The sequence below is a fragment of the Mesorhizobium sp. M0244 genome (genome assembly GCF_040321795.1).
Lineage (GTDB): Bacteria > Pseudomonadota > Alphaproteobacteria > Rhizobiales > Rhizobiaceae > Mesorhizobium.
Genome location: NZ_JAMYSE010000016.1, coordinates 23,448 through 36,180, shown reverse-complemented (window position 1 = coordinate 36,180; position 12,733 = coordinate 23,448). Strand labels below are relative to the sequence as shown.

Genomic DNA, 12,733 nt, shown 5'->3' with positions numbered 1-12,733 from the left:
AGCGGACATGTCTCAGTCAGCATCGAAGACAAGGGCGATCACCGCGGCGATGCGGTCCGGCCGCTCGCGGATCTGGCGGCCGGCCGTTCCGCTCCTGGCAATCGCGATCGCGGCATCGCTGGCCGGGTGCGCCAATCGCGACAGCGTCACGGTCGGTGCCATACCGGACGACTATCGCACCACTCATCCGATCGTCATCGCCGAGAAGATCCAGAAGATCGACCTTCCGGTCGGCGCCGGCGACCGGGGCATGACCAGATCCCAGCGCGACACGCTCCTGGGTTTCCTGGACGGATACGACAAGAGCGCCGCTCCGGTGCTGACGATCGAAATCCCGAGCGGTTCGGCCAACGAGATCGCAGCGGCTGCGGCCGGCCGCGATTTCGCCAGGCTTGCCATTGCCAGTGGTATCAGCCGCAACCGGATTGCGATGCGATCCTATCAGTCCGTTTCGGCCGAAGCGTCCGCGCCGGTCCGTGTCGCCTTTGTCTCGGTGAAGGCCCAGACGGATAAATGCGGCCGCTGGCCCGAAGACCTGCTGGAGACTTCGGAAAACAAGCACTATGCCGATTTCGGTTGTTCGTATCAGAACAATCTTGCCGCCCAGATGGCCAATCCGGCCGATCTGATCGGGCCGCGCAAGCAGACACCCATCGACGCGGCAAATCGGAGCGGAGTGATCGACATCTATCGTGACAGAGGTATTTCGGATGAATTCCTCGGCAATTCGGAAGTCGAATATTAACGAGTGTTGAGGCTCAACAGACCCTAAGCCGCGCAAGTCACGGAAAGAGATGACAATGAGCAATCTTGCCTATGACACAGAGGTAGCAGGCGGCGAAACCTCGGAACAGGATATTGCCGCGATGCAGGCGTTGCGGCCGATCCCACGCATTTCGATCCAGGCATTTTGCGAGACCGAAGGCGTAGCCAATCCGGTCGAGCGCGCCGGCGAGGATCGCCGCATGGCCAAGGCCCATCTGAAAGTGCATATGGGGGGCATCCCCACCGCTATCGAATTCTACCAGTCGGCGCCGACACCGAACCTGATCCTGCTTGAATCGCGCAGCGAGCCGAAGCTGTTGCTGGAACAGCTCGCCCAGCTCTCCGAACATTGTGATCCGAGTTCCAAGGTGGTGGTTGTTGGCCACTACAACGATGTCGGCCTGTACCGCGAACTCATCCGTTCGGGCATTTCCGAATATGTCATTGCGCCGGTATCGATGGCCGACATCGTCAGCGTGGTGTCCTCGATCTTCGTTGATCCGGAAGCTGAGCCAATCGGCCGCTCGATTGCCTTCATCGGCGCCAAGGGCGGCGTCGGCTCCTCGACCGTAGCCCATAATGTGGCCTGGGCGATGTCGTCCCTTTTCAAATCCGAAGTGGTTGTCGCCGATCTCGACCTCGCCTTCGGAACGGCCAACATCAATTTCGACCAGGACCCGGCGCAAGGCATTGCCGAGGCGGTCTTCTCGCCGGAACGCGTCGACGAGGTCTATCTAGACCGGCTGCTCGCCCAATGCGCCGAGCACCTGTCGCTGCTTGCGGCACCTTCGACCCTGGAGCGGGTCTATGATTTCGATCCCGACGCTTTCACCCAGCTTATCGACATAGCCCAGCGTAGCGCGCCGCTCCTCGTACTCGATGTTCCTCACGTCTGGGCCGGCTGGACCAAGAACACGCTGGTAAAGGCCGACGAGATCGTCATCACGGCGACGCCCGAACTGGCCAATCTGCGCAACACAAAGAACCTGGTCGACATGCTGAAGCGGCTTCGTCCGAACGATCCTGCGCCAAAGCTTGTGATCAATCAGGCGGGTGTGCCGAAACGTCCCGAGATTACGCCGTCCGACTTCTCCGAATCGCTCGGCCTATCGCCGATGTCGGTCATCCCATTCGAGCCGCTTTTGTTCGGAAATGCCGCCAACAACGGACGTATGCTCGGTGAAATGGATGCCAAGAGCCCGGTCGTCGCCTTGATCAACGAGATCGCCCATGTGCTGACAGGGCGCAGCGAAATTAAGGTGAAGAAAAAGGCTGGCCTCGGCAACCTGCTCGGCAAGCTTTCGGGCAACAAGAAGTGACGCCTCAGCGGTGGAATTGGTAAGCGATTATGTTTGGTAAAAGAGGCAGCGACGACGGCAACCGGACCATCCCGGAATTCCGTCAGCCAGCACCCACGCCTGCAGCGCCGGCGGCCGCGAACCCTGTGGAAGCGGCGGTAGCTGCCAGGCCCGCGACACTGCCGCCGTCCGGCGCGCCTGCCGCGCCGCCGGTTCGCCGTGCGGTCGAGCCGCCGCCATTGGCGCCGGAGCCGAAAAGGCTTCAGCGCGAGCGCAGCGAGAGCTATTACGACACCAAAAGCCAGGTCTTCTCCGCACTCATCGACACGATCGACCTGTCGCAGCTCGCCAAGCTCGATCCCGAAAGCGCGCGCGAAGAAATCCGCGACATCGTCAACGACATCATCGCGATCAAGAATTTCGCGATGTCCATCGCCGAGCAGGAAGAGCTTCTCGAGGATATCTGCAACGACGTTTTGGGCTACGGGCCGCTGGAGCCACTGCTTGCCCGCGACGATATTGCCGACATCATGGTCAACGGTTCCAAGAACGTCTACATCGAAGTCAACGGCAAGGTCGAGCAGACCGGCATCCGCTTCCGCGACAACCAGCAGCTCCTCAACATCTGCCAGCGTATCGTCAGCCAGGTTGGCCGCCGCGTCGATGAATCAAGCCCGATTTGCGACGCGCGTCTTCCTGATGGCTCCCGTGTCAACGTCATCGCACCGCCCTTGGCCATCGACGGCACCGCACTTACCATCCGCAAGTTCAAGAAGGACAAGCTGACACTCGACCAACTGGTCAAGTTCGGCTCGATTTCGCCGCAAGGGGCCGAGATTCTCAAGATCATCGGCCGTGTCCGTTGCAACATCGTCATCTCGGGCGGTACCGGCTCCGGCAAGACGACGCTGCTCAATTGCCTGACCAACTATATCGACCGCGATGAACGCGTCATCACCTGCGAGGACTCGGCTGAGCTGCAATTGCAGCAGCCGCATGTGGTGCGTCTCGAAACCCGTCCGCCCAACCTCGAAGGCGAGGGCGAAGTGACCATGCGCGACCTGGTCAAGAACTGCCTGCGCATGCGGCCCGAACGCATCATCGTCGGTGAAGTGCGCGGACCCGAAGTGTTCGACCTCCTGCAGGCGATGAACACTGGCCATGACGGGTCGATGGGAACGATCCACTCGAACAGCCCGCGCGAATGCCTCAACCGCATAGAGTCGATGATCGCCATGGGCGGCTACACGCTGCCGCAAAAAACCGTACGCGAAATCATCGTCGGCTCTGTCGACGTGATCATACAGGCCGCACGCCTGCGCGACGGATCGCGGCGCATCACCCACATCACCGAGGTGATCGGCATGGAGGGCGACGTCATCATCACCCAGGACATCGTTCTCTATAACATCAAGGGCGAGGACGCGAACGGCAGGCTGCTGGGCGAGCACGTGTCGACTGGCATCGGCCGTCCGCATTTCTGGGAGCGCGCCCGCTACTATGGCGAGGAGCAGCGCCTCGCCGTTGCGCTCGAGGCGATGGAGAAACGCGCTGACTGATCCGTCTGGAAGCGTGGGGGCCAGGGTCGATGTTTGGAATTGACGGCACCGTATTGGCATTCGTCGTGCTCGCCGGCTTCAGCGCTGGCGCGGTGGCCTATGCTTTCCTGGTCAACCGGATCAGCACCGAAAAGCAGGTCGGCAAGCGGCTTGAATCGATCAAGACCGCCGAGACGGATCGTTCCGTCGTCAAGGCTTCGCGCGATCGCGTGGCGGAAGCGGCCAAGCGTCGCAAATCCGTCCAGGATTCGCTGAAGGATCTCGACCAAAAACAAAAGTCCAATCAGAGCTTGGTCAAGAAACCACCGCTGAAGATCCAAATCCGCCAGGCCGGCATGAAGATCTCGCTTGAGCGCTTCTATGTCTACTCGGCGGTCTGCGGCATCGTCTTGACGGCTCTTGCCTATTTCATCGGCGCGCCGCTGCTGGTCTTGCCAGGCGCGCTGCTGGTAGGCGCCTTGGGTCTGCCGCGCTGGTTCGTCTCGTTTCTCCGCGCGCGCCGGGTCAAGGCATTCCTCAACGAATTTCCGAACGCGCTCGACATCATCGTGCGTGCGGTAAAGTCCGGCCTGCCGCTGAACGACGCCGTGCGCCTGATCGCCATTGAATCCCCCGAGCCGGTCAAGACCGAGTTCCGCCGCATCGTCGATTCGCAGCAAATGGGTTTGTCGATCCCCGACGCGGCCATGCGCATGCCCGAAACAATGCCGTGCACCGAGGCGAGCTTCTTCGGCATCGTCATCCAGATCCAGTCTCAGGCCGGCGGCAATCTTTCCGAAGCGCTGGGCAATCTTTCGCGCGTGCTTCGCGACCGCAAGAAGATGAAGGCCAAGGTCCAGGCGTTGTCCATGGAAGCCAAGGCATCCGCCGTGATTATCGGCGCGTTGCCTTTCGTCGTTGCCTTTCTCGTCTATTTGACGAGCCCGAACTACATCATGCCCCTATTCACTACCAGCACCGGCAATCTGATCCTCGGTTGCTCCGGCGTCTGGATGTCGATGGGTATCCTGGTGATGCGCAAAATGATGAACTTCGAAGTCTAGGATTTGCGTGCATGACCGATCACGTCATCAAAACCCTCACCGATCCGTCTCTGCTGATTGCACTGCTGGTCGGCATTGCGGTGTTTGCGACCGTCTTCACGCTGCTGCCCGCCTTTGGCGGGAACCAGCTCAAGGCGCGCATGAAATCCGTGGCGCTGGAGCGCGATGATCTGCGCGCCAAGCAGCGCGCGCGGCTGGCAGTCGAAGCCGACCGCCGCCGCAAGGGCCTGCGCGAAGAACAGTCGGTCGGCATGCGCAATATTGTCGATCGCCTGGATCTCAGGCGTGCGCTGGCGGATGAAGGTACCTTGCAGAAATTGAAAGTGGCGGGTTTTCGCGGGCAAAATCCGCTGACGCGCTTCCTTTTCTTCCGTCTCGTCCTGCCCTTTGTCGGCTTTGCATTGGCGGCGATATATCTGTTCGTGCTCGGAGGACTGCCCGAGCAGCCGCTTTTCGTGAAGCTGTTCGTTTGCATCGTGGTTGCCTATGCGGGGTTCTACGCGCCGGTGCTCTACGTCAACAACCGCGCTACCAAGCGCAAGCAGTCGATTCAGATGGCGTGGCCCGACGCGCTCGACCTGTTGCTGATATGCGTCGAGTCCGGCATGTCGGTGGAAGCAGCGCTTCGCAAGGTCGCCGATGAGATCGGCGCGCAATCGGTAGCATTGGCGGAAGAATTCATCCTGACCAACGCCGAACTTTCCTATCTGCAGGAACGCAAGCAGGCCTACGAGAACCTTGCAAGCCGCACCGGCCTGGAATCCGTCAGGTCGGTGTCCCAGGCGCTGGTCCAGGCCGAGCGCTACGGCACGCCCGTGGCGCATGCGCTGCGCGTGCTTGCGGGAGAGAGCCGCGACATGCGCATGAATGCCGCCGAAATGAAGGCGGCCGCGCTGCCGCCGAAGCTCACCGTGCCGATGATCCTGTTCTTCCTCCCGGTGCTGTTCGCTATTATTCTGGGTCCCGCCGGCATCCAGGTGAGTCAGCGCGGCATCTTTGGCGACCAGCCGAAATCCAGCAGCGAGTAGCGCCAGCCGCGTCGCCACAAACGCTGAAATGATTCAAAGCCGTGCTGCCGGTGCAGCGCGGCTCCTTGCGGTTGACATGTTGCGGAATTCTCGCACCAGTTCGGCGCTTGAAGCGGTCAGTTGGTGGCGGGCTTTGCCTTGTCCTGGTCCTTGAGCTGGCTCCAGGCATTCTGCTGCGCCAGCATCTGGCGAAGATAAGCGACATTTGCCTGTGCCTGTTCCGGCGACAGCTCCTGCGAGGCGATCTTCTCGGCCTCCTCGAAACGGCCCTGTAGACCGACGACCAGCGCCAGGTTCTGGCGGACGCGGCTGTCGGCATTCGGCTGCTGGGCGGCCGAGCGCATATAGGTTTCGGCCGTGCGCAAATCGCCTTCCAGCACGTACGACATGCCGAGATTGGAAAGGATCGACGGTTCGTTCGGCTTGAGATCCAGCGCCTTGCGATAATCCTGGCGCGCCTCGTCCTTTTGGCCGAGCTGGTCGAGAATGGCAGCTTCTGCCGATACCAGTTTCCAGTCAGGATATTCGGGGGTCTGCGCGCGGCGCACGGCATCGAGAGCCGGCTCGAACTGTCCGTTGGCGGCAAGCGCCTTGCCATAGGCGGCGAGCACGTCGCGATCCTTCGGCAAGGCAATCGCCAGCTTGCGCATCACCGCAAGCGACTGGTCGGCGTCGCCGTCCATCTGCAGCGCCGCGGCATAATTTGTCGCGATCCGCTTGTCGTTGGGGTTTTTCGAGTAGGACTGCCCGAGCGCCATCGTGGCATTGTGCAGTTCGCCCGCCGACATTGTTTCCAGCGGCTTGCCGCTTGAGCGAGAAATCGAACCTGTCGTCAACTTGCTGGTTCCGCAGCCGGCAACGCCTGCAGCAAGTGCCACCATCAACGCCGTGGTGATCAGCTTTTTGGCAGTGGCGTTCATCCTGCGGTTGGTCGGCATCGGTACCAGGGCTCCGTTCATGCGGGTGACCATTTACGGGGTCATCTTCCCTCCCGCAGAAATATTCTGTTAACCCTAATGGAGAGTTAAGAAACGCCGACTCAGAGGCTGGAGACCAGCGAATGCCCGTCGAACTTGTCGAGAAAAAATTGAGCAATGCGCTGCCGGTCCATCTGGTGGCAAAGAACGCTCTGAAGGCGGCCGGACTTGCGCCATCCTCGGTCGCCTGGGCCAAGGCCAACGGCTTTTCCGGTGAGGCCGGCAGGACGCTGGTCGTGCCTGACGACAACGGCGCGATTGCCGGAGCCCTGTTCGGCACCGGCAACGGCGAGGGCGCACTGGCCGTCGGCGCACTGGCGAGAGCTTTGCCCGAAGGCGACTGGCATTTTGCGTCCGCACCGGCCGAGCCGGAGCTTACGGCACTCGCGCTGGCGCTGGGCAGCTATGCCTTCACCCGCTATGGCAAGAAGCCCGGCAGGACGCTGCGCTTCGCGCTGCCGCCGGGCGCCGACGCCGCCCGCGTCAGACGCATCGCCGATGGCGTTTTCCTGGCGCGCGATCTGGTCAACACGCCGACCAGCGATATGGGCCCTGGCCAGCTGGAGAAAGCCGCCCGGACCTTGGCCGCGACGCACAAGGCCGAAATATCGGTGACCAAGGGTGACGATCTTCTCGCCGCCAACTTTCCGATGATCCACGCCGTCGGTCGGGCTTCTGCCGACGCGCCGCGCCTGATCGACATGATTTGGGGGCCGAAGAATGCCCCCAAGGTGACGCTGGTCGGCAAGGGCGTCTGCTTCGATACAGGCGGTCTCGACATCAAGCCGTCCTCGGGCATGCTTTTGATGAAGAAGGACATGGGCGGCGCTGCCAACGTGCTCGGCCTCGCTTCCATGATCATGGCCGCCAGGCTGAAGGTCCGGCTGCGCGTGCTCATCCCCGCTGTCGAGAATTCGATTGCCGGCAACGCCTTCCGGCCCGGCGATGTGCTGGTGAGCCGCAAGGGCATCACCGTCGAAATCGGCAACACCGACGCCGAAGGGCGGCTGGTGCTCGCCGATGCCCTGACCTTGGCCGATGACGAAGAGCCGCAGATGCTGGTCGACATGGCAACCCTGACAGGCGCTGCGCGTGTTGCGCTCGGCCCCGACCTGCCGCCCTTCTACACCGTTGACGAGGCCCTTGCATCCGAGCTGGCAGATGCCTCCGTCGCAGTGGAGGATCCACTATGGCGCATGCCGTTGTGGAAGCCCTATGACGCCAAGCTGGCGTCGAAAATTGCCGATATCAACAACGTCGCGTCGGATGGTTTCGCCGGCTCGATCACCGCCGCGCTGTTCCTGAAGCGCTTCGTCGAAAAGACCGCCGGCTGGGCGCATGTCGACATCTTCGCCTGGAACCCGTCCGACCGCCCGCACGGCCTTGCCGGTGGCGAGGCGCAAGGCATCCGGGCGCTGGAGCGTGTCATTTCGAACCGCTACGGCTGATGCCTCGGGCATAGCCGACGAAGGTGTTGACTGAAACGGAACCGAAACAATTTTCCGTCATGCTGGACGGATGTCGATTATCATGCGTCCAAGTCAGGCCTTGCGACTATGGCAACAGGTGGTGCTGTCCGAGGTGCGCGACGACGCGCCCGATCTCACCATGCGCCAGACGGCGATCCTGTTCACCATCTATCTCGATCCGCCGCCACACACGGTGCGCGGGCTGGCCGCCCGCCTCAATGTTACCAAGCCGGTGATTACGCGTGCGCTCGACACGATGGGAGCGCTGAAGTTGGTGTCGCGCCACCGCGACGAGCTCGACAAGCGCAACGTGCTGGTCAGGCGCACGGTCGAAGGCGCGCTCTTTGTCGAACGCTTTGGCGATGTTATCATTGCCAGAGCCCAAGAATTGCCCATTTGACCAAATTGCCCATTTGAACGAGTTGCCGATTTGACCGCCAGGGATGCCCGCCTCCACGCCTTCCGCTCCGATCTCGCCGATGCCAGGTTGAGAGGCGAGGTCGCCGCCGACCGTTTCGTCGCCGGCCGGCCGGCTCGCATCGCCGCTTCCGTGGCCGACATCCGCAAGGCGCCGCGGCCGGATGCCGGCGTCAACACCCAGCTTCTGTTCGGCGACGAAATTCTCGTCTTCGAGGATGTCGAAGGCTGGGCCTGGATCCAGGCCGAACGCGATGGCTATGTCGGTTATGTCGCCGACACGGCACTGGGCGCTCGGGACCGTGCGCCGACCCATATCGTTTCGGTGCCGCGCACCTTTCTCTATCCGGGACCCGACTTGCGCTTTCCGGTGAGCGGGCAACTGTCGATGGGATCGTCGGTGACGGTGACGGGCTTAGCCGAAACGCGCGGCACGCATTATGCGCTGTTGCCGTCCGGCCAGGCGGTCATATCGGGCCATCTCAGGCCTGTCGGTGAGGCGGCTGGCGACTACGTTGCGGTTGCCGAGAGCTTTCTCGGCACGCCCTATCTGTGGGGCGGCGCCTCGGGCTTCGGCATCGACTGTTCCGGCCTGGTGCAGCTGGCAATGCACATGGCCGGCAGGCAAGTGCTGCGCGATTCCGACATGCAGGCGGCAACCATCGGCGAACCGCTCGATCCGCGGCCGGATTTTTCGGGGCTGCGGCGCGGCGACCTGGTGTTCTGGAAAGGCCACGTCGCTGTTATGACCGACGCAGAGACGATGATCCACGCCAACGGCCACACCATGCTGGTGTCGCGTGAAGGACTGAGGGATGCGATCGCCCGCATCGGCTATCTCTATGGCGGTCCGACAGGGTTTCGCCGGCCGTAACGCTAATCGATCACCTTTTGTTCTGATTCTTCTTGGCGATTGCGCGTCACCGCGCTACGTCTGGCGCGTGACAGAGCAGCCGCGCCTTGCCGAACAGAATGCCGCCGTCGTCCTGCCCGAGCCATTCGTCAAATGGTTTGCGGAAAAAGGCTGGTCGCCGCGCGCCCATCAGATTGATTTGCTGGCCAAGGCTCAGGGCGGGCAGTCGGTATTGCTGATCGCCCCGACCGGCGCCGGCAAGACGCTGGCCGGGTTCTTGCCGTCGCTGACCGAACTGGCCGGACGGCCGAGGAGAAGGCCGGGGCAGGCGCATCGCGGCATCCACACGCTCTACATCTCGCCGCTCAAGGCGCTGGCCGTCGACATCGAGCGCAATCTCGGCAAGCCGGTCCAAGAGATCGGCCTGCCGGTTACCGTCGAGACCCGCACCGGCGACACGCCCGCACACAAGCGCCAGCGGCAGAAGCTGGCGCCGCCCGACATTCTCCTAACCACGCCCGAGCAATTGGCGCTGCTGATTGCCGCGCCCGACGCCAGGCGCTTCTTCGAGGACCTGCGCTATGTCGTGCTCGACGAACTGCATTCGCTGGTGACCTCGAAGCGCGGGCATCTCCTGTCGCTCGGGCTGGCCCGGCTGCGCAGCTTTGTGCCCGCCCTGCAGACGATCGGCCTGTCGGCGACGGTCGCCGAGCCCGACGAATTGCGGCGCTGGCTGGTCAGCCAGAATCCACCGGGGCCCATGGCCGAACTGATCGTCGTCACCGGCGGCGCCAAGCCCGAGATCTCCATTCTCGATTCGGAGGAGCGCGTGCCGTGGGCTGGACATTCGGCCCGCTACGCGACGCCGGAGATCTACAACGAGATCAAGCGCCACAAGACGACCCTGTTGTTCGTCAACACGCGCAGCCAGGCGGAGTTGCTGTTCCAGGAATTGTGGCGGGTCAATGAGGACACCTTGCCGATCGCGCTGCACCACGGCTCGCTCGACGTCGCCCAGCGTCGGCGCGTCGAAAAGGCGATGGGCGAGAACGCTTTGCGTGCCATCGTCGCCACCTCGACACTCGACCTCGGCATCGACTGGGGCGACGTCGATCTGGTCGTCCAGGTTGGCGCGCCAACGGGGGCATGCCGGGTGGCACAGCGCATCGGCCGTGCCAACCACCGTATGGACGAGCCGTCGAAGGCGATCCTCATTCCCGCCAACCGCTTCGAGGTGCTCGAATGCAGGGCGGCGCTCGACGCCAATTATCTCGGCGCCCAGGATACCCCGCCGCTGGTCAACGGCGGGCTCGATGTGCTGGCGCAGCACGTGCTGGGCTGCGCCTGCGGTGCGCCGTTCCATGCCGATGCGCTGTTCGAAGAAGTGCGGACGGCCGCGCCCTATGCCGATCTCGACCGGCCGACATTCGATCGCGTCATCGATTTCGTCGCCACCGGCGGCTACGCCTTGAAGAACTACGAACGTTACGCCCGTATTCGTCTCAACAAGGACGGGCTGTGGCGGGTCTCCAATCCTCGCTTCGCCCAGCAATACCGGCTGAATGTCGGCACCATCATCGAAGTGCCGGCGCTCAACGTCCGCTATGTCCAGGCCGGCAGGAAAGGCGCGGCTTCGCGCGGCGGCCGGGTCCTCGGCAAGATCGAGGAGGCGTTCCTCGAGACCCTCACGCACGGCGACACGTTCATGTTCGCCGGCAAGGTGCTGCGCTTTGAAGGCATCCGCGAGAATGAGTGCTTCGTCTCGAACGCGCCGGGCAGCGACGCCAAGGTGCCGTACTATGGCGGCGGCAAATTCCCGCTTTCGACTTACCTTGCCGAGCAGGTGCGCATCATGCTGGATGATCCGCAGCGCTGGAAGAAGCTGCCGGAGCAGGTCGCCGACTGGCTGCGCTTCCAGGCTGACAGGTCGGTGCTGCCGAAACGCGACGATTTGCTGATCGAGACCTTTCCGCGCGGCAACCGCTACTATCTGGTGGCCTATCCATTCGAGGGCAGGCTGGCGCACCAGACACTCGGCATGCTGCTCACCCGCCGCCTCGACAGGGCGGGAGCCAAGCCGCTCGGCTTCGTCGCCACCGACTATGCGCTTGCCATATGGTCGCTGGCCGATATGGGCCGGATGTTCAGGGCGAAGAAACCGTCGCTGGCAGCGCTCTTCGATCAGGATATGCTGGGTGACGACCTCGAAGCCTGGCTGGCCGGCAGTTGGCTGTTGAAGCGCACCTTTCGCAATTGCGCGCTCATCTCGGGATTGATCGAGAAACGCCACCCGGGCCAGGAGAAGAGCGGCCGCCAGGTGACCGTGTCAACCGACCTCATTTATGACGTGCTGCGTAGCCATGAGCCTGACCACATCCTGCTGCAGGCGACGCGTGCCGATGCCGCCACCGGTCTGCTGGATGTCAGCAGACTTGCCGAGATGCTCTCGCGCGTCCAGGGTCGAATCATGCATAAGAACCTCGAGCAGATCTCGCCGCTCGCCGTGCCGATCATGCTCGAGATCGGCAAAATGCCGGTGAACGGCGAAGCCGATGAAACGCTGCTGATGGATGCAGCCACGCTGGTCGAGGAGGCCATGGGAACGAAATGACTGTCGCGCCGGCCATGGCTGCGCCTCTGGCGGATGCAGGCTTTGTCCATGTCGCCGGCGAACGCGCGATCTGTGACCGTCGCGGTGTGCTCTATTTTCCCGAATTTCGGCTTCTGGCCGTGTCCGACCTGCATCTGGAAAAAGGCTCGTCGCTGGCCAGACGCGGCACGTTGGTTCCGCCTTACGATACCGGAGCCACGTTGCTCCGGCTCCAGTCGGTCATTGCCGACTATCAGCCTTCGATCGTCATCAGCCTGGGCGATAGTTTTCATGATGGCGGCGGCGCCGCGCGCATGCACTCGAGCTTCCGCGAAAGGCTGGAAGGGCTGATGACCGGGCGCGACTGGTTCTGGGTCGCCGGCAATCATGACCCGGAAGCACCGGCCGACCTGCCAGGCGAGACCGTGCGCGAATTGGCCATCGGCTCTCTGCTCTTCCGGCACGAGCCTTCGGCGGTAAGGGTGGAGGGCGAGATATCAGGCCATCTGCATCCTTGCGCCCGCATCGTGCAGCAAGGCCGCTCGGTGCGGCGGCGCTGCTTTGCCGGCGATGGCGGCCGCATGATCATGCCGGCCTTCGGCGCCTATACCGGCTCGCTCAATCTGCTTGACCGCGCCTATGCCGGGCTGTTCCGCCGCGAAACGCTGATGGCCTATATGCTCGGCACTGAGCGCATTTTTGCAATTTCTCACTCAATGCTCAGGCCGGGCTGA

Annotated in this window: 11 protein-coding genes; 10 read left to right on the top strand and 1 reads right to left on the bottom strand. The window is 62.7% G+C overall.

The window, feature by feature from the left end; all coding sequences use genetic code 11:
* The first annotated feature begins 7 nt into the window (after nt 1-7).
* The 5 genes from NKJ08_RS13315 to NKJ08_RS13295 are packed head-to-tail and all read left to right on the top strand — an operon-like array spanning nt 8 to nt 5,693.
* Nucleotides 8-745 carry a CpaD family pilus assembly protein gene (locus NKJ08_RS13315; protein WP_352776111.1) on the top strand — a complete coding sequence of 246 codons (738 nt, stop codon included), beginning with the start codon at nt 8-10 and terminating at the stop codon, nt 743-745.
* Between the two features lie 55 nt (nt 746-800).
* Nucleotides 801-2,084 carry a CpaE/TadZ family protein gene (locus NKJ08_RS13310; protein ID WP_352526748.1) on the top strand — a complete coding sequence of 428 codons (1,284 nt, stop codon included), beginning with the start codon at nt 801-803 and terminating at the stop codon, nt 2,082-2,084.
* 29 nt (nt 2,085-2,113) lie between these two features.
* The gene (locus NKJ08_RS13305) at nt 2,114-3,622 is read left to right on the top strand and encodes a TadA family conjugal transfer-associated ATPase (protein WP_352526750.1); all 1,509 of its coding nucleotides are present in this window, start codon (nt 2,114-2,116) and stop codon (nt 3,620-3,622) included.
* Between the two features lie 29 nt (nt 3,623-3,651).
* A complete protein-coding gene (locus NKJ08_RS13300; RefSeq protein WP_352526752.1) occupies nt 3,652-4,665 on the top strand; it encodes a type II secretion system F family protein in 1,014 nt (337 codons plus the stop codon).
* Nucleotides 4,666-4,676: 11 nt separating this feature from the next.
* The gene (locus NKJ08_RS13295; protein WP_352781969.1) at nt 4,677-5,693 is read left to right on the top strand and encodes a type II secretion system F family protein; all 1,017 of its coding nucleotides are present in this window, start codon (nt 4,677-4,679) and stop codon (nt 5,691-5,693) included.
* Nucleotides 5,694-5,809: 116 nt separating this feature from the next.
* On the opposite strand, the gene NKJ08_RS13290 is transcribed toward NKJ08_RS13295, so the two are convergent.
* On the bottom strand, nt 5,810-6,631 hold the full coding sequence (locus NKJ08_RS13290; protein ID WP_352526826.1) for a tetratricopeptide repeat protein: 822 nt from the start codon (nt 6,629-6,631) through the stop codon (nt 5,810-5,812).
* 122 nt (nt 6,632-6,753) lie between these two features.
* Here NKJ08_RS13290 and NKJ08_RS13285 point away from each other — a divergent pair, with 122 nt between their 5' ends.
* The 5 genes from NKJ08_RS13285 (at nt 6,754) to pdeM (ending at nt 12,733) form a co-directional block, all read left to right on the top strand.
* Nucleotides 6,754-8,118 carry a leucyl aminopeptidase family protein gene (locus NKJ08_RS13285; protein ID WP_352526756.1) on the top strand — a complete coding sequence of 455 codons (1,365 nt, stop codon included), beginning with the start codon at nt 6,754-6,756 and terminating at the stop codon, nt 8,116-8,118.
* Nucleotides 8,119-8,188: 70 nt separating this feature from the next.
* Nucleotides 8,189-8,539: a MarR family winged helix-turn-helix transcriptional regulator gene (locus tag NKJ08_RS13280; RefSeq protein ID WP_023676939.1), complete on the top strand. Its 351-nt coding sequence runs from the start codon at nt 8,189-8,191 to the stop codon at nt 8,537-8,539.
* Nucleotides 8,540-8,569: 30 nt separating this feature from the next.
* Nucleotides 8,570-9,430 carry a C40 family peptidase gene (locus NKJ08_RS13275; protein ID WP_352526758.1) on the top strand — a complete coding sequence of 287 codons (861 nt, stop codon included), beginning with the start codon at nt 8,570-8,572 and terminating at the stop codon, nt 9,428-9,430.
* Nucleotides 9,431-9,497: 67 nt separating this feature from the next.
* A complete protein-coding gene (locus NKJ08_RS13270; RefSeq protein WP_352781968.1) occupies nt 9,498-12,020 on the top strand; it encodes a ligase-associated DNA damage response DEXH box helicase in 2,523 nt (840 codons plus the stop codon).
* Nucleotides 12,017-12,733, top strand: coding sequence for a ligase-associated DNA damage response endonuclease PdeM (gene pdeM, locus NKJ08_RS13265; protein WP_352776107.1), 717 nt, complete (start codon nt 12,017-12,019; stop codon nt 12,731-12,733). Before NKJ08_RS13270 ends, pdeM begins: the two co-directional genes overlap by 4 nt.

What these genes read in the sequence shown, in the direction of transcription:
- pdeM (WP_352776107.1), top strand. Translation starts at nt 12,017, where the DNA reads ATGACTGTCGCGCCGGCCATGGCTGCGCCTCTGGCGGATGCAGGCTTT.
- NKJ08_RS13295 (WP_352781969.1), top strand. Translation starts at nt 4,677, where the DNA reads ATGACCGATCACGTCATCAAAACCCTCACCGATCCGTCTCTGCTGATT.
- NKJ08_RS13300 (WP_352526752.1), top strand. Translation starts at nt 3,652, where the DNA reads ATGTTTGGAATTGACGGCACCGTATTGGCATTCGTCGTGCTCGCCGGC.
- NKJ08_RS13280 (WP_023676939.1), top strand. Translation starts at nt 8,189, where the DNA reads ATGTCGATTATCATGCGTCCAAGTCAGGCCTTGCGACTATGGCAACAG.
- NKJ08_RS13310 (WP_352526748.1), top strand. Translation starts at nt 801, where the DNA reads ATGAGCAATCTTGCCTATGACACAGAGGTAGCAGGCGGCGAAACCTCG.
- NKJ08_RS13305 (WP_352526750.1), top strand. Translation starts at nt 2,114, where the DNA reads ATGTTTGGTAAAAGAGGCAGCGACGACGGCAACCGGACCATCCCGGAA.
- NKJ08_RS13290 (WP_352526826.1), bottom strand. Translation starts at nt 6,631, where the DNA reads ATGCCGACCAACCGCAGGATGAACGCCACTGCCAAAAAGCTGATCACC.
- NKJ08_RS13315 (WP_352776111.1), top strand. Translation starts at nt 8, where the DNA reads ATGTCTCAGTCAGCATCGAAGACAAGGGCGATCACCGCGGCGATGCGG.
- NKJ08_RS13285 (WP_352526756.1), top strand. Translation starts at nt 6,754, where the DNA reads ATGCCCGTCGAACTTGTCGAGAAAAAATTGAGCAATGCGCTGCCGGTC.